This is a genomic window from Streptomyces sp. V4I23, assembly GCF_030817975.1.
In the GTDB taxonomy this organism is placed as follows: domain Bacteria; phylum Actinomycetota; class Actinomycetes; order Streptomycetales; family Streptomycetaceae; genus Streptomyces.
Genome location: NZ_JAUSZW010000004.1, coordinates 1,706,809 through 1,722,713, shown reverse-complemented (window position 1 = coordinate 1,722,713; position 15,905 = coordinate 1,706,809). Strand labels below are relative to the sequence as shown.

General features: G+C 72.9%; 11 protein-coding genes and 2 pseudogenes. 9 read left to right on the top strand and 4 right to left on the bottom strand.

Going from position 1 to position 15,905, the window contains the following annotated elements; all coding sequences use genetic code 11:
- The first annotated feature begins 337 nt into the window (after positions 1–337).
- The 4 genes and pseudogenes from QFZ82_RS09970 to rsgA all read left to right on the top strand — a co-directional run bounded on the left by QFZ82_RS09970 (position 338) and on the right by rsgA (position 3,186).
- Complete coding sequence (locus QFZ82_RS09970; RefSeq protein WP_307712817.1) at positions 338–1,372, top strand: PHP domain-containing protein; 1,035 nt, start codon at positions 338–340, stop codon at positions 1,370–1,372.
- 102 nt (positions 1,373–1,474) lie between these two features.
- A pseudogene (locus tag QFZ82_RS39725) lies at positions 1,475–1,560 on the top strand (carboxymuconolactone decarboxylase family protein); the annotation flags it as partial.
- Between the two features lie 116 nt (positions 1,561–1,676).
- Positions 1,677–1,772 (top strand): annotated as a pseudogene (locus QFZ82_RS39720) (4-carboxymuconolactone decarboxylase); the annotation flags it as partial.
- A 310-nt stretch (positions 1,773–2,082) separates the two neighbouring features.
- Entirely contained in the window at positions 2,083–3,186 is a 1,104-nt protein-coding gene (gene rsgA / locus QFZ82_RS09960) for a ribosome small subunit-dependent GTPase A (protein WP_307712816.1), read from the top strand.
- Positions 3,187–3,236: 50 nt separating this feature from the next.
- Here the strand turns inward: rsgA and QFZ82_RS09955 are convergent, their stop codons facing one another.
- The gene (locus QFZ82_RS09955) at positions 3,237–3,719 is read right to left on the bottom strand and encodes a DUF456 domain-containing protein (RefSeq protein WP_307712815.1); all 483 of its coding nucleotides are present in this window, start codon (positions 3,717–3,719) and stop codon (positions 3,237–3,239) included.
- Positions 3,720–3,736: 17 nt separating this feature from the next.
- Complete coding sequence (locus QFZ82_RS09950) at positions 3,737–4,738, bottom strand: helix-turn-helix domain-containing protein (RefSeq protein ID WP_307712814.1); 1,002 nt, start codon at positions 4,736–4,738, stop codon at positions 3,737–3,739.
- A gap of 185 nt (positions 4,739–4,923) precedes the next feature.
- Between QFZ82_RS09950 and QFZ82_RS09945 the strand changes: the two genes are divergently transcribed.
- The 4 genes from QFZ82_RS09945 to QFZ82_RS09930 all read left to right on the top strand — a co-directional run bounded on the left by QFZ82_RS09945 (position 4,924) and on the right by QFZ82_RS09930 (position 12,800).
- Positions 4,924–8,667: a S8 family serine peptidase gene (locus QFZ82_RS09945; RefSeq protein ID WP_307712813.1), complete on the top strand. Its 3,744-nt coding sequence runs from the start codon at positions 4,924–4,926 to the stop codon at positions 8,665–8,667.
- Between the two features lie 814 nt (positions 8,668–9,481).
- Positions 9,482–10,441, top strand: a complete 960-nt coding sequence (locus tag QFZ82_RS09940) for a protein phosphatase 2C domain-containing protein (RefSeq protein WP_307712812.1) — start codon at positions 9,482–9,484, stop codon at positions 10,439–10,441.
- A 68-nt stretch (positions 10,442–10,509) separates the two neighbouring features.
- Complete coding sequence (locus tag QFZ82_RS09935; protein ID WP_307712811.1) at positions 10,510–12,252, top strand: pyruvate dehydrogenase; 1,743 nt, start codon at positions 10,510–10,512, stop codon at positions 12,250–12,252.
- Between the two features lie 113 nt (positions 12,253–12,365).
- Positions 12,366–12,800 (top strand): ATP-binding protein, encoded by a 435-nt coding sequence (locus QFZ82_RS09930; RefSeq protein ID WP_307712810.1) that lies wholly within the window; start codon positions 12,366–12,368, stop codon positions 12,798–12,800.
- Positions 12,801–12,837: 37 nt separating this feature from the next.
- Here QFZ82_RS09930 and QFZ82_RS09925 read toward each other — a convergent pair whose 3' ends face one another.
- Both QFZ82_RS09925 and QFZ82_RS09920 read right to left on the bottom strand, forming a co-directional pair.
- Positions 12,838–13,920, bottom strand: a complete 1,083-nt coding sequence (locus QFZ82_RS09925; RefSeq protein ID WP_307712809.1) for a DUF2637 domain-containing protein — start codon at positions 13,918–13,920, stop codon at positions 12,838–12,840.
- A 225-nt stretch (positions 13,921–14,145) separates the two neighbouring features.
- Positions 14,146–14,991, bottom strand: a complete 846-nt coding sequence (locus QFZ82_RS09920; RefSeq protein ID WP_307712808.1) for a (2Fe-2S)-binding protein — start codon at positions 14,989–14,991, stop codon at positions 14,146–14,148.
- A gap of 147 nt (positions 14,992–15,138) precedes the next feature.
- On the opposite strand from QFZ82_RS09920, the gene QFZ82_RS09915 reads away from it, so the two are divergent.
- Positions 15,139–15,900, top strand: coding sequence for a GntR family transcriptional regulator (locus QFZ82_RS09915; protein WP_307712807.1), 762 nt, complete (start codon positions 15,139–15,141; stop codon positions 15,898–15,900).
- The last annotated feature ends 5 nt before the right edge of the window (positions 15,901–15,905 follow it).

The window sequence follows — 15,905 nt, the reverse complement described above, 5'->3', positions numbered from 1 at the left end:
GGAAATCGGGTGGCGGCTGTCGGAAATCGGACGGGGAAGCCGGAGCGGAGTCTTGCTCACCTCCGGCGAGATCGCTTGCGCCCACGACCGGAACCGGTCACCCTTTGTGACCCCTCATGGGCAGGTTGTGACCACCGTTGCCGCACTGAGCAGCGGTTCAGTGGCGGGCTGAAACGGCCGAAGAATGATGTTCCCGGTGGTTGATCAAGAAAATTTAAGGTGAACCGATCCTTGAATCGTTGATTGAAAGGCGCAAGTGAGCTTCACGCCTTCATCGTTCACCGTTGGACTGTTCCGGGGCGCCGGGGTTCACTGGGCAGGGGAGCTGGGAGGTGCCATGGAACCGGTCGAAGCGCTGGACCGAGTCGCCTATCTGCTGGAGCGCACGCGCGCCGAGACCTATCGCGTACGGGCCTTCCGCACCGCCGCCGCGGCCCTCGCGCAGTTCGACCGCGACGAGATCGCCCGGCGGGCGGCGGCCGGGACGCTGGTCGGGATCAAGGGTGTCGGGCCGAAGACGGCCAAGGTCGTCGAGGAGGCGCTGACGGGCGGGACCCCCGCGTACCTGCGCCGCCTGGAGGAGGAGGCGGCCGCGCCGCTCGCCGACGGCGGCGCCGGGCTGCGCGCGGCACTGCGCGGCGACTGCCATCTGCACTCCGACTGGTCCGACGGCGGCAGCCCCATCGAGGAGATGGGCCGCGCAGCGGCGGAACTCGGCCACGAATGGGCCGTGCTCACCGACCACTCGCCGACCCTCAAGGTCGCGCGCGGACTGAGCCCCGAACGGCTGCTCGCCCAACTCGACCTGATCGAGCGCCTCAACGAGCAGTGGAAACCCTTCCGGCTGCTCACCGGCATCGAATGCGACATCCTCCCCGACGGCACGCTCGACCAGGATCCCGAACTCCTCGACCGCCTCCACCTCGTCGTCGCCTCCGTCCACTCCAAACTCCGCATGGACGCCCCGGCCATGACCCGCCGCATGCTCCGCGCGATCGAGAATCCCCTCACCGACGTGCTCGGCCACTGCACCGGACGCCTCGTCACCGGCGGGCGCGGCACGCGGCCCGAGTCGCAGTTCGACGCCGACCGCGTCTTCGCCGCCTGCGCCGAGCACGGCACCGCCGTCGAGATCAACAGCCGCCCGGAGCGACGCGATCCGCCCCTGCGGCTGCTGCGCCGCGCCCTCGACGCCGGGGCCCTGTTCGCGATCGACACCGACGCCCACGCGCCCGGCCAACTGGACTGGCAGATCATCGGCTGCTCCCGCGCCGAGGAGTGCGGCGTACCGCCGGAGCGGGTGATCAACACATGGACGGCGGACCAGCTGACGGAGTGGACCCGCACCCGCAGGCCACCGGACGGCGGCTGAGCGCGACCGTCAGCCGCGGGGGCCCGGCGCGCCGGGCCACGCTGGTCGCCGAGGCGGGGCCGGGCCGTACCCTGCTTCGACATCCGCCCGCAGGGCGAGCCCACCGCCCTGGTGGCCCACGGCCACTGGACGAACTCGCCCTGCACGTACGCGCCGCCGTACGCAACGGGCTCACACCGGACGAGATCGGCGATCCGCAGTGTTATCCGCATGGTCTGCGGTTGAAAGCTCCGGCGGTGCAGGATGAGCCCGCGGCCTATCAGCTTGTTGGTGGGGTGATGGCCTACCAAGGCGACGACGGGTCGCGGTGCCGCTCCAGACCGCCGTCTCCTGCGGCGTGCCGACGGCCAACGCGGCCTTCGCCGTGGCGCGGCGCACGCTCGCAGAGCCCGGCGACGGCGAACCCCCGGCACCCCGAGCAGCCCCGTCCGGGCACCGGCCGCCCGGCGCGGAAAATGCGTGGCGCGGCGATCCGCCCTCCCGTTAGGGTGACTTCGTTGCTGCGCCGGCGGTCCTTTCCGCCGGTGCTCCGAGCCGAGTACGACCAGGAGGTGTGACCGATGGCTGTCATGGCGACGGGCGCTGCCCGCATCCAGAAGACCATTTCTCCCACCTCCGTGGTCTCCGGCTGACTTCACCTTCCTCCTGGCGCGCCATGCGCCTCCGCGCCGACGCGCGCCTGCCGGGGCCACCCTTGTGAAGGGTTCCCCTTGAATCTCTCTTCTGCCTCCGCCGCATCCGCACACCCCCTCGCCGCCTACGGCTGGGACGACGGATGGGCGCGGGAGTTCGCTGCGTACGCAGAGCGCGGGCTGCTGCCCGGCCGCGTCGTACGCGTCGACCGCGGTCAGTGCGACGTGGTCACCCCTGCCGGCCCCGTCCGGGCCGACACCGAGTTCGTGACACCGCGCGACCCGATGCGCGTCGTGTGCACGGGCGACTGGGTCGCCGTCGACACGGACGGCGATCCCCGGTACGCGCGCCACGTGCTGGAGCGCCGTACCGCGCTCGTCCGGTCCACGTCGTCGGAGCGGTCCGAGGGACAGGTCCTCGCCGCCAACGTCGACCACGCCGTCATCTGCGTGTCGCTCGCCGTCGAGCTCGACCTCGGACGGATCGAGCGCTTCCTCGCCCTCGCGTGGGAGAGCGGTGCGCAGCCCCTCGTCGTCCTCACCAAGGCCGACCTGGTGCCCGACGTCACCACGCTGTCCTACCTCGCGCAGGACGTCGAGACCACGGCGCCGGGAGTGCAGGTGCTGCCCGTCAGCTCCACCACCGGGGAAGGTGTCGACGTGTTCCGCGCGATCGTCTCCGGCGGCACCAGCGTGCTGCTGGGCGTCTCCGGAGCCGGCAAGTCCACGCTCGCCAACGCCCTGCTCGGCGAGGACGTCATGGACGTGCGGGCCACACGTGACGTCGACGGCAAGGGCCGGCACACCACGACGACCCGCAACCTGCTCGTCCTGCCGGGCGGGGGAGTCCTCATCGACACCCCGGGCGTACGCGGGGTGGGTCTGTGGGACGCGGAGACCGGGGTCGGGCAGGTCTTCTCCGAGATCGAGGAGCTGGCGGAGCAGTGCCGGTTCCACGACTGCGCCCACGGCGCGGAGCCGGGCTGCGCGGTGCTCGCCGCGATCGAGGACGGCACGCTGCCGGAGCGCAGGCTCGACAGCTACCGCAAGCTGGTCCGCGAGAACCGGCGGATCGTCGCGAAGACGGACGCACGGCTGCGGGCCGAGATGCTGCGCGACTGGAAACTGAAGGGCGCTCAGGGCAAGGCGGCCATGGCCGCCAAGCGCGGCAACCTGCGCTGAGTCCCCACCGGTGCCGTGCCCCCGGGAAGCCCGGGGGCACGGCACCGGCATCAGCCGCCCAGCACGACGGCCACCCACGCGCCCACGACCAGCAGGCAGCAGAACAGCTCCACCAGCACGCTGGTGCCCGCCGCGCGCATCGCCGACCGCGTCGCCGCCTTCGCCTGGCCGTGGCCGCCCAGGCGCCGGCGCTCGCAGACGTAGATCCCGCCGATGAACCCCGGCACCGCCCCCACCACGGGCACCACCACGAAACCCACCAGTGCCCCCACACCCGCGTAGAGGGCCGCCCGACGGGTGATGGCCGCCCCCTTCAGCCTGCGCGGGGGCAGCAGCCACACGACGACCTGGTTGATCAGCAGGACCACGGTCGCGCCCACCAGCAGCGCCCACGCAGGTCCCGACAGCTCGTGCATCGCCCACCACAGGACCGCGGCCCACACCAGCCACCGGCCGGGCACTCCCGGCAGCAGCACGCCCAGAAGACCCAGCAGCATCACACCGCCGACCATCAGCAGCTGCCACACGCCCATGCGACCACAGTGCAGGATCAGGGGCGTCCCCGCAGGTCGCGAGCCACCCACCCCTTCGCATAGGCATTCCATCCGAGCTGCAGGCGGGTGGTGACACCGGTGAGTTCCATCAGGCCCTTGACCCGGCGCTGCACCGTGCGCAGACCCAGGTCCAGCTGCTTGGCCACGCTCGCGTCCGTCATCCCGGCGAGCAGTAACGACAGGATCTCCAGATCCGTGGCATCCGGTCCCACGGCGGCGGTCTCGGTCACCGAACGGCCCGCGGAGCCCAGCCGCAGCGGCACCGCGTCGCGCCACACCGCCTCGAACAGGCCCGTCAGCGACTCCAGCAGACCGCTGGCGTGGACGACCAGCGCCGCCGGCTCCGCTCCGCGCCCGGTCAGCGGCACCATCGCGAGCGAACGGTCCGCGACCACGAGCTTGGTCGGCACCCGGTCCACCACCCGGACCTGCTCGTCGCGGCCGAGGGCGGCGGTCAGCTCCGTGATGCCGTCCGGCATCGTCAGCACCTCGCGTTCGACGACCACCCGGTACGTCACCCCGCGCGTCGCCGCCTTCTCCTCCGCCTCGTTGTCCATGCCGCTGACCGCGACCGGCCGTCCCGTGACCAGCGCGCAGACCTCCTCGGCCGCGCCCAGCTGCAACTGGACGAAACGGTGCGTGACGGCCCTCGCTCCCGTCACCACCTCCACCAGGTCGTGCACGGCGGGCTCTTCCGACTCCGCGCGGTACTCCTCCGCCAGCAGCGCCGCCGCCAGCTCCGCCTGCTCCAGCTCATGCCGCTGCTGGGTCAGGAGCGCTCCGAGCGCGACGCCCGGCGGAGCCGCCACCCAGCGCCCGGTGCGAGCGGACGACTGGGCCGCGAGGCCCTGCTGCTCCAGCCGCCGCAGCGTACGCTCCGTCTCCGTCTCCGGCAGTGCGAGCCGGTGCGCGAGATCGGTGATCTCCGCGGCTCCGAGCGCGACGAGCGCGCGGTAGGCCGTCTCCTGTCTTTCGTCGAGCCCTATCGCTCCCAGCACGATGCCCCTCCCCGGACGTGCACTTCTTCGCCTCCGTGGCGGAAAACGGCCACGGCGCAAACCCGCCGCGCCCATCATCCCCGCACCGGTCGTTCCTCTGCCAATGTGGCGCCACCGCAGCACCAACAGCCTCCGGCACGAGGGCTTTCACGCCTTTTTGCGGCCGGAATCGGATTTGGAGAGCGATGCGCCCGATATCGCGTACGGCACTGGGAGCGGCCACCGCCGCCGTCCTCGCCGTCACGGCCCTCACGCCGTCGGCGGCGGCCAGACCGCAGCAGGAGGCGGCCGGCGAACGGCCGCTGACCGGCAGCGAGGCCGCGGCCCGGCAGGACGCCCGGCCGGTCACGGTCACACTCGTCACCGGCGACCGGGTCCTCGTCACCCGCGACAGCGCGGGTGACCCGGCGGCCTCCGTGCTGCCCCGCCCCGACGGCACGACGCCGCTCGTGCAGACCCGCAGGACGGGCGAGGACCTGTACGTCTACCCGGAAGGCGCCACCGCCGCGCTGGCCGCCGGCACCGTGGACGAACAACTGTTCAACGTCACCGGCCTGATCCGACAGGGCTACGACGACGCCCACTCAGCCTCCCTGCCCCTGATCGCCACCTACCGCTCCGACGTCGCCCGTTCGGCCCCCGCCACTCCGCGCGGAGCCGACCGCGGCCTCGTCCTCGACGCCGTCGACGGCGTGGCGCTCAAGGCCGACAAGAAGAAGGCCGCCGGCTTCTGGGCGGACGTCACCGCCCCGCGGTCCCGCTCGGCCGCCGGCCTGAAAAAGCTGTGGCTCGACCGCAAGGTGCAGGCCACGCTCGACCGTTCCACCCGGCAGGTCGGCGCCGACCTCGCCTGGGCCGCCGGGTACGACGGCAAGGGCGCCAAGGTCGCCGTCCTCGACACCGGTGTCGACGCCGCGCACCCCGACCTCGAGGGCCGGGTCACCGTCACCGAGAACTTCACCGACTCCGCCGGTCCCGACGACCGCCAGGGCCACGGCACCCACACCATCTCCACCGTGGGCGGCTCCGGAGCCGCGAGCGGCGGCGGCAAGAAGGGCGTCGCGCCCGGCGCCGAACTGCTCAGCGGAAAGGTCCTCAACGACTACGGCTCCGGTGCCGCGTCGTGGATCATCGCCGGAATGCAGTGGGCCGTCGACCAGAAGGCCGACGTCGTCTCGATGAGCCTCGGCAGCTCCCTGCCGACCGACTGCACCGACCCGATGAGCGCCGCCGCGGAGGAACTCTCCCGCAGCGAGGACACGTTGTTCGTCGTGGCGGCGGGCAACGCCGGCCCGGCGCCGGGCACCGTCTCGTCACCGGGCTGCACACCCGGCGTCCTCACCGTCGGCGCGGTCGACCGCGACGACAGCACCGCGCAGTTCTCCAGCCGCGGTCCCGCGATCGTCACCCACACCCTCAAGCCCGAGATCGCCGCACCCGGCGTCGCGATCTCCGCGGCGGCGGCGGGCGGCCGCGGCGTCTACGCGTACCAGTCGATGTCCGGCACCTCCATGGCCACACCGCACGTGGCCGGAGCCGCCGCGATCCTGAAGCAGCGTCACCCCGACTGGAGCGCACAGCGGATCAAGGCCGCGCTCGTGTCCTCCGCGAAGTCCGGCGTCCCCGGCGACGTGCGCGAGACCGGCGGCGGCCGGCTCGACGTCAAGGCCGCGCTCGACGCGACCGTCGTCGGAGCGCCCGCCGTCCAGGGCGGCGTCTTCACCTGGCCGCAGGACAGCGGCGACCGCACCACCGTGCAGGTGCCGTACACCAACACGGGCGACACGCCGGTCACGCTCAGCCTCGCGGTGCGCGACGTCACCGGCAACGACGGCTCCGGCATCCATGCCGGTCTGGCGCACCTCGGCGCACGGACCGTCACCGTCCCGGCCGGCGGCACCGTGAAGGTCCCGCTGACCCTCGACCCGTCCGTGCGCATCGACCGCTCCCAGTACGGCGACGTCACCGGCCGCGTCATCGCCACAGCGCGCGGCGTCAGCGTCTCCACGCCCTTCGCGCTGTACGTGGAGCCCGAGACCGTCACCCTGCGCGTCAAGCTCGTCGACCGGGCGGGCGAGCCGGCCGGCGGGAGCTCCTCGCTCGACGTCATCGGCACCGACGACGCGACCGGCGAACGCCGCTACAACGAGGGCGCGGACGACCAGGTCTACCGGCTGCGGCCCGGCTCGTACTTCCTGTCCTCGTTCGTCACCTCGCCCGACGGAACCGTGGCGTACCTCGGCCGCCCCGAGATCGAGGTGAAAAAGGACACCACCGTCGTGCTCGACGCCCGCGAGGCCCACCGCCTGCGCATCGACACGGACCGCACCGCCGAGAGCCGCACCACCACGATCGGCTTCGCCCGCGGCTGGGACGAGACCTGGCTGCACGCCGGGTCCATCACCGGCAACCGCCTTGCCGCCGGCTTCTACGCGGACGTCCAAGGACACGCGCGGGAAGGCGACTTCGAGTTCGCCAGCCACTGGCGGGCCTACGCCCCGCTCATCGAGAGCCTGGCCGTCGAAGGCGGCGAGCAGCTGCACCCCGTCGCCGCGAGCGTCGGCTCCGTCAACCTCGACGGCACCGGCGCCGCGGAGATCGTCGACGCCGGCACGGGCACCCCGGCCGAACTCGAAGCCGCCCGGGCCAAGGGCAAGTTCGCCCTGATCGAGCTGCCCGGCGACAGTGCCGGCGCCCTCACCGCCGCCCGCAACGCGAAGGCCGCCGGCGCCGTCGCCGCCGTCGTGCACCACGCGGCGCCCGGCCGCTGGCTGCCCTCCACGGGCTTCGGCACCGCACCGCACCCCGTCCTCGGCATCGAGGCCACGGAAGCGGCCGCGCTGCTGGAGCGGCTCGGCAACGGGCCGGTGATCCTGCGCTGGAAGGCCACCGCACGGAGCCCGTTCGTCTACAACCTGGCCTTCCCCGAGGACGGGCCGGTCACCGCCGACCGCACCTACCGCGTCCGGGACGCGCGGCTCGGCCGCACGGAGGCCACGTACCACGCGATGGGCGTGCGCGCCGACTTCTCCGACGGCGTCGTCGCCCACCGTCCGAGCGGCGCGGTCGCGTCCCTCTCCGGATTCGACCTGGTCGGCGCGCCGGGCAACCGGACCGAGCTGTACACGTCCGGCGACACCCAGTGGGAGCACTACGTCGCCTCCAGCTTCCCCTGGGGCGAGTTGATGCTCGACCGGCCGCGCGCCTACCAGGCTGGCACGGTCCGCGAGGAGTCCTGGTACGGCGGGGTCGTGGCGCCGACCGCGCCGCGCGACGACTCCGGCAAGCCGGTGCTGGCGGCGGAGCGGCAGGGCAACCTCATCGGGGTGGCCCCCGCGCTGTGGGGCGACAGCGAACACTCCGCCGTGGCAGGGTCGTTCGGCGACATCGGCAACCTGCGACTGATGCGCAACGGGGAAGAGATAGGGCAGACTGGTTTTCCGTTCGGGGTCTTCGAGGTCCCGTCGGACGACGCGCTGTACGAACTGTCGCTCAACCAAGCGAAGATCGGGCAGCCCGCCGGGGTCTGGAAGCGCTCGACCCAGCTGCTGACGACCTGGAAGTTCCGCTCCCGCCTGGACGAGAGCGCGTACTCGCAAGGAATCCCGCTGCTCTTCCCGGGATACGGCCTCCCGGAGGACGGCCTCAAGACGTTGGCGGCGAGCGACGGCCTGCGGATCGCTCTGAGCGCCACGGGTCACGCGGGCTACGAGCCCGGAGAACTGACCGGCGCGAAACTGTCGTACTCGTACGACAGCGGCGACACGTGGACCGAGGCGGCCACCGAGAAGCGGGGCGACGCCTCGTGGACGGCGACCGTGGACCACGCGGGCGCGTCGGGCCGGACGGTCACGCTGAAAACCGAACTGACGGACGCCAAGGGCAACTCCGTCACCCAGCTCGTGGTCGGCGCATACGCCGTGCGCTGACCACGACGGTCCGCCGGGCGGCCTTCCCGTGGGGGGTTGGGCCGCCCGGCGGACCACCTTCACGGGTGGGAATCCCCGGATGCCCCGGTCTCACCCGCCTCTTGGGGTGGACAATAAGGGCATGAGCGAGCAGGGGGAGAGGCCGGGCAGGCCGACCGCCGAGGACGACTGGTGGAGCAGGCTCTACGACGACTCCGCGCCGGACACGGGCCCGGGCCCGACGCGCACGGACGACACGCTCGACACGCGCTTCGCCTCGGCGCCGGGCACGGTGTCCCGCCCCCGCGCCGGGCGGAACCGCCCCCCGGCCCCGGCGGACGGTCCGTCCGTCGAGGGCGATTCGCGGACGGCGTCCGGGGCGGGGGTTCCGCCACCGCCGTCGGTGCCGCCCGGGTGGCCGCCGGACGGGTCGTCCGCGAAGGCCGGTCCGCCGCCGTCGCCGACCGGCGCTGTGCCGCCGGCGGGTACGCCGCGACGCGCTCCGGCGTCGGAGGAGCCGCCTGACGGTGGCGGGCGCCGACAGGATGCGGGCGCTGCCGGACCGGGCGTTCCGCCGCCGGAGATGCGGCCCGCGCCGCCGGGAGGGGTGCCTGCGCAGGGCGGTTCCGGGCCCGGGCGCGTGCCCAGCGCCGGTGCGCCGGGCGGTCCGTCCGTCGAGGGCGGTTGCGGACCGGCCTCTGCGGCGGGGGTTCCGCCACCGCCGTCGGTGCCGCCCGGGTGGCCGCCGGACGGGTCGTCCGCGAAGGCCGGTCCGCGGCAAACGCCGCCCGACGGCAGAGGGCGCCGAAAGGATGCCGCCGACGGCGCGGGCGCGGTGGGCGGGGCGCCCGGCCCAAAGGGCGATGCGCGGCCGTGGGTCGGGGTCGTCGGGGCCGGGCCTCCCACCTACGAGGCCGAGCCCACCGCGTTGCCCGCCGCCGAGGCGCTCGCGCTCGAGCAGCTCGTCGCCGACACCGTCATCGACGGGGCCCGGTACGGCACGTACACCCTGCGCGCCGCCTCCGTGCGCGGCGATTCCGCGCGGTACCGCGGCGAACCCCGCCGCGACGCCCTCCTCACCGCCCGGTTCGGGACCGGACCCGCCGCCCTCGTGCTCGTCGCCGTCGGCGGCGGCGGTCGGCACACGGAGCACGCCCACCTCGCCGCCGCCGACGCCACCCGCTGGATCGGCACGGCCGTCGGCCGCAGCCACGCGCGGCTCGCCGAGGACATAAGGGCCGGCCGCCGGGACGACCTCAAGTCGGGGCTGCACCGCCTCACCGACCGCGGCTTCGGCAAGCTCCGCGCCCGCGCCGCCGAGCTCGGTCTGGAGCCGGAGCAGTACAGCGTCGGCCTCCGCTGCCTCCTGCTGTCCGCCGACCCGGACTGCCGCACCCGGGTCTTCTTCGGTGCCGGCGCAGGCGGGCTCTTCCGGCTGCGCGACGGGGTCTGGCAGGACATCGAGCCGCTCGTCCCCGAGAAGGCCGACGGCGCACCCGCCGAGACCCCGGACGTGGGCGACCGGCTCACGACGGACCCGGACATCACCACGTTCCCACCGCCCGCCGAACCGTTCCGCTTCCGTGCCTCCGTCGCCCGACCGGGTGACACCCTCCTGCTGTGCAGCAACGGTCTCGCCGAGCCCCTGCGGGGCGAGCCTGCGCTCGCCGCGGCGCTCACCCAGCGGTGGGAGGGCTCCGGTCCTCCCGGCATGACGCAGTTCCTCGCGGACATCCAGCTCCGCGTCAAGGGGTACGCCGACGACCGCACAGCCGTCGGCGTCTGGGAGGCGTAACCGCACAGGCGCGACACGCCCGGCCATGGGTTGATGGACATCGAGGTCCACCAGAAAGGGCACGCCCCATGGCCAAGCAGAACGTGGCGGAGCAGTTCGTCGACATCCTCGTCCGCGCAGGCGTCCAGCGGCTCTACGGCGTCGTCGGCGACAGCCTCAACCCCGTCGTCGACGCGGTCCGCCGCAACGCGGCCATCGACTGGATCCAGGTCAGACACGAGGAGACCGCCGCGTTCGCCGCCGGCGCGGAGGCGCAGATCAGCGGCCGTCTCGCCGCCTGCGCGGGTTCCTGCGGACCGGGCAACCTGCACCTCATCAACGGGCTCTACGACGCCCACCGCTCCATGGCGCCCGTCCTGGCCCTCGCCTCCCACATCCCCTCCTCCGAGATCGGCCTCGGCTACTTCCAGGAGACCCATCCCGACCAGCTGTTCCGCGAGTGCAGCCACTACTGCGAGATGATCTCCAGTCCGCAGCAGATGCCGCGCCTCCTCCAGACGGCGATCCAGCACGCGATCGGCCGCGGCGGGGTGAGCGTGGTGTCGATGCCGGGCGACATCGCCGACCGGCCGGCGCCCGAGAAGACGATCGAGCACGCGCTGGTCACCACCCGCCCCACCGTCCGTCCCGGCGACTACGAGCTCGACAAGCTCGTCGCCATGATCGACGAGGCCGACCGCGTCACCCTCTTCTGCGGCAGCGGCACTGCCGGCGCGCACGCCGAGGTCATGCAGTTCGCGGAGCGCATCAAGTCACCCGTCGGACACGCGCTCCGCGGCAAGGAGTGGATTCAGTACGACAATCCCTACGACGTGGGCATGAGCGGACTGCTCGGTTACGGCGCGGCGTACGAGGCCACCCACGAGTGCGATCTGCTGATCCTGATCGGCACGGACTTCCCGTACAACGCCTTCCTCCCCGACGACGTGAAGATCGCGCAGATCGACGTCCGGCCCGAACACCTCGGCCGCCGCTCCAAGCTCGACCTCGCGGTGTGGGGCGATGCGCGGGAGACGCTGCGCTGCCTCATCCCGCGGGTGCGGGCCAAGACCAGCCGCCGTTTCCTCGACAAGATGCTGAAGAAGCACACGGACGCCCTGGAAGGCGTGGTGAAGGCGTACACCCGCAAGGTGGAGAAGCACGTTCCGATCCACCCCGAGTACGTCGCCTCCGTCGTCGACGAACTCGCCGACGAGGACGCCGTGTTCACCGTCGACACAGGCATGTGCAACGTCTGGGCCGCCCGCTACCTCACCCCCAACGGCCGCCGCCGCATCATCGGTTCGTTCAGCCACGGCTCGATGGCGAACGCGCTGCCGCAGGCGATCGGAGCCCAGTTCACCGACCGGCGGCGGCAGGTCGTCTCCCTGTCGGGCGACGGCGGCTTCACCATGCTGATGGGCGACTTCCTCACCCTCGTCCAGTACGACCTGCCGGTGAAGATCGTGCTGTTCAACAACTCCTCCCTCGGCATGGTCGAGCTGGAGATGCTGGTCGCCGGACTGCCGTCGTTCGGCACCGCGAACCACAACCCCGACTTCGCGGCCGTCGCACGGGCCGCCGGCGCCTACGGCGTGCGCGTGGAGAAGCCCAAGCAGCTCGCGGGCGCGCTCAAGGACGCCTTCCGGCACAAGGGGCCTGCGCTGGTTGACGTCGTCACCGACCCGAACGCGCTGTCCATCCCACCGAGGATCAGAGCCGAGATGGTGACCGGCTTCGCGCTGTCCGCCAGCAAGATGGTGCTGGACGGCGGCGTCGGCCGGATGCTCCAGATGGCACGCTCCAACCTGCGCAACGTGCCAAGGCCCTGACCGCACGGAAGCAGCCGTCCGCGGAATCCCATGAGTGGCGCCCTGCGCGCGGGGCATGCATCCCGTGAACACATGCGCATCACGACTCGTTCCGACGTGTGGGTGGGGGATCGATGGCTGAACGTCACGGGGGCGCTGGGGTACGCGGGCGGCTGCACCGCAGACTCGGCAGCGGTGATCTGACCGCCGTGCCCGAAGTGCGGCACGCGTTACGCGACCTGCTGGAAAAGTGGCCGGAGCCGGACGCGGGCAGCCCCGCGGACGCGGCGGACGTCGCCGAGCTGCTGGCCAGCGAGCTGGTGACCAACGCGCTGATCCACACCGACCAGGGTGCGGTGGTCACGGCCACGGTCGAGGACTCGCGGCTTCATGTGGAGGTCCGCGACTTCATGGCCGGACTGCCCGTCCCGGACGCACCGACCGCCGACCTCGGTACGTCCGGCAGGGGACTGGTCCTCGTGGAGAGACTCGCCGACGCGTGGGGAGTGCGCACGGCTCAGGGGGTGGGCAAGGTGGTGTGGTTCGAGCTGCACGCCGGGGCGGCCTGAGGCCCAAGGCCCCGACCGCCCCGCGTTTCCCGGACGTTCAGCCGAACTGCCGCTCCAGGTCCTTCAGCTTCTGCTCCAGGGAGTCGAGACGCGGCAACGTCAGGGTGTCGTCCTCGGCCGTCAGGTCCACCGTGACGGGCTCGGGGCCCTTGACGGCCTGCAGGGAGGGCCGGGCGCGCGCGGGCAGTGGTCCGGGCTCCGCTATGACGGGCTCCACAACGGTTCCCGAGGGCTCCACCAGGGACCCGCCGGGCGGCGCCTGGCCCTGCGTGCCGCCCGCCGGTCCGAGCGCGGGGAGTTCCGCGGGGCGCACGGCCCGCCCCAGGCCCCAGGCCCGGTGCTGCCGGTTGTACGCCTTGATCTGGGCGCGCTCCAGCTTCTCCCGGTCCCGCCTGCGCATCCGGTTCTGCTGCTTCTCCCGCCGGTCCTCGCGGACCTCGTCGACCGCCTCGTCGAGGGTGCGCACGCCTTCCAGGAGCATCAGCGACCAGGCGGCGAACGTCTCGCGCGGGGCCCGCAGCCAGCGGACGATGCGGATCTGCGGCAGCGGGCGGGGCACCAGGCCCTGTTCGCGCAGCGCTGCCCGGCGGGTCTGTTTCAGCGCGCGGTCGAAGAGGACCGCGGCCGAGAGGGACATGCCCGCGAAGAAGTGCGGGGCCCCCGCGTGGCCGAGACCGCGGGGCGCGTGCACCCAGTTGAACCAGGCCGCGGCGCCCGCGAAGGTCCACACCAGCAGGCGTGAGCCGAGCGCGGCGTCACCGTGGCTGGCCTCCCGCACGGCGAGGACGGAGCAGAACATGGCCGCCCCGTCGAGCCCGAAGGGCACCAGGTACTCCCAGCCGCCCGAGAGGTTGAGGTTCTGCCGCCCGAAGCCCACGAGGCCGTGGAAGGAGAGCGCGGCGGCCACCGCGGCGCAGCAGAAGAGCAATACGTAGGAGGCGCTGCCGTAGACGGCTTCCTTGCGTCTGCGGCGTTCCTCGCTGCGCTCCCAGGAGTCCTCGGCCGCGGCCTTGGCCCCGGCGCGCTTGCCGCGCGTGAGCACCGTTACCGCCGCCAGGACTCCCACCAGCATCACGCCGCCCGGAAGCAGCCAGTCCAGCGATATGTCGCTCAGTCTCATGCGGTGTCCCTTGCATCGCGGTAGGCGTTCGGCGGCCATATTGGCCGACGGCGCGCGACGTCCAAGGGGTTTCGGTTCAAGAGCACGCCAACGGGGCGCTCGGGCGCACGGATAGGTGCGATCTGGTCGAACTAACCTGCCAGAGGCGGGAGTTGCGTTCGATTCAAAGCCACTCGAAGGAGTGGCGTGGATCCGAGGACCCCGATTGATGCCGCGGGGCGCGGCTCACGCGCCGTGCCGCAGCCGTTCCACGCGGTCGGCGTCGCAGGTGCGCGGGCAGGTGACGCAGGTGTCCTCGGGGCGCAGCGTGTAGAACAGGCAGCAGCTCGCCCGGTCGCGGGTGGGCAGGCGCTCGCCGTCCGGCCCGGTCAGCTCGCGGAAGCCGGCGGTGCCCACGTAGGGCTTGGCCGTCCCCGGCAGCAGCAGCTCCAGCTCCGCGACGGCGCGGTCCTCCTCGCCGAGCAGGTGTGCGATGTACCACAGGCCCTCGACGACCTCGTCCGTCGCCATGCCCCACAGGGCACGCCTGCCGCGCCGCATCCGGGGGCCGAAGCCCTCCAGCACGGGACCGATGTGCTCGGCGACCGCGGCCCGGACCTCTTCGCGCAGGGCCTCCTCGTCCGGCACCACACGGGCGCCGGGCAGAGCGGCCGCAGGATCGTCCGGCAGGCACGCGAAGGAGCGCACACGGACCGCCATGCGCCCGAGCGCGCGCTGGAAGGCCACGTCCTCGACCGGAGCCCTCGGCACCCGGCGGTGCAGGAACCACGGGACGGTGATCAGCAGGCACGCCGGCCAGGCGTAGCGGTGCAGGCCGAAGCTGGCGACGACGTCCGGGCGGGCCTGCTGCCCGTAGTCCCGCAGCACCTGCGCGTTGTCCCAGGCGAGGAAGGAGTCGAGGCCAGGGCCGCCCGCCGCGAGATCGCCGGCGCGGACCCAGCCCGCCCCCTCGGGTGTCGGCTCGCCGTCGCCCAGCTCCTGGACGCGCAGGCCGGGGAAGACGTCCGCCAGACGCTCGTAGGCGTCGCCGACGGGGGAGGCGACGCCGGGAAACAGGGCAGGAAGGGTCATGCCGGGGACCACCGAATCGCGATCGTTAGCAGGTTAGGCTTACCTTACCCGATCTGTTCGATGTTTGAACTGCGGCCTCACACGCCTATCGTGCACAGGGGCCTCGCAACGCCAGCCGGGCCCGTGGCCCGGCCGGAGGAGGACCGAGTGGAGCAGGCCCGAGCGCGTGACGCCGCCGACCGGCCGCACGCGTCCGCACGCGTTCCCGCCCAGGGCGGCCCCCGCCTGCCGGAAGAGGCGCGCGGCGAGCACACCCACAGCGAGCCCCCCGCCCCGGCGCCGCGGCTCGTCCGCCGCCACTCCGTCCGAGGCCAGATCCTCGAGGCCCTGCGCACCGCCCTCGTCGACGGAGACCTCGTCCCCGGCGAGGTCTACTCCGCGCCCGTCCTCGGCGAACGCTTCGGCGTCTCCGCGACCCCCGTACGGGAGGCGATGCAGCAGCTCGCCACCGAGGGCGCCGTCGAGGTCGTGCCCAACCGCGGCTTCCGCGTGCTCACGCGCACGCCCCGCGAGCTCGCCGAGCTGGCCGAGGTGCGCGCTCTCATCGAGGTACCGGTCATGCTCCGCCTCGCCCGCACGGTCCCCGCCGCGCGGTGGACCGCGCTGCGCCCCCTCGCCGAGGCGACGGCCGTGGCGGCCGCGACCGGCGACCGCGCGGGATACGCCGAATCGGACCGCGCCTTCCACCACGCCGTCCTCGCCCTCGCCGGCAACCAGCAGCTCCTGGCCGTCGCGGACGACCTGCACCGGCGCTCCCAGTGGCCGCTCACCGCCGCCCCCGTCACCAGACGGGCCGACCTGGTCGCGGACGCCGCCGAACACATGGCCCTCCTCGAGGCCCTGATCGCCCAGGACCTGACGGTCGTGCAGTCCCTGGTGCGCGAACACTTCACCGGTTCCGACATCTGACGGGA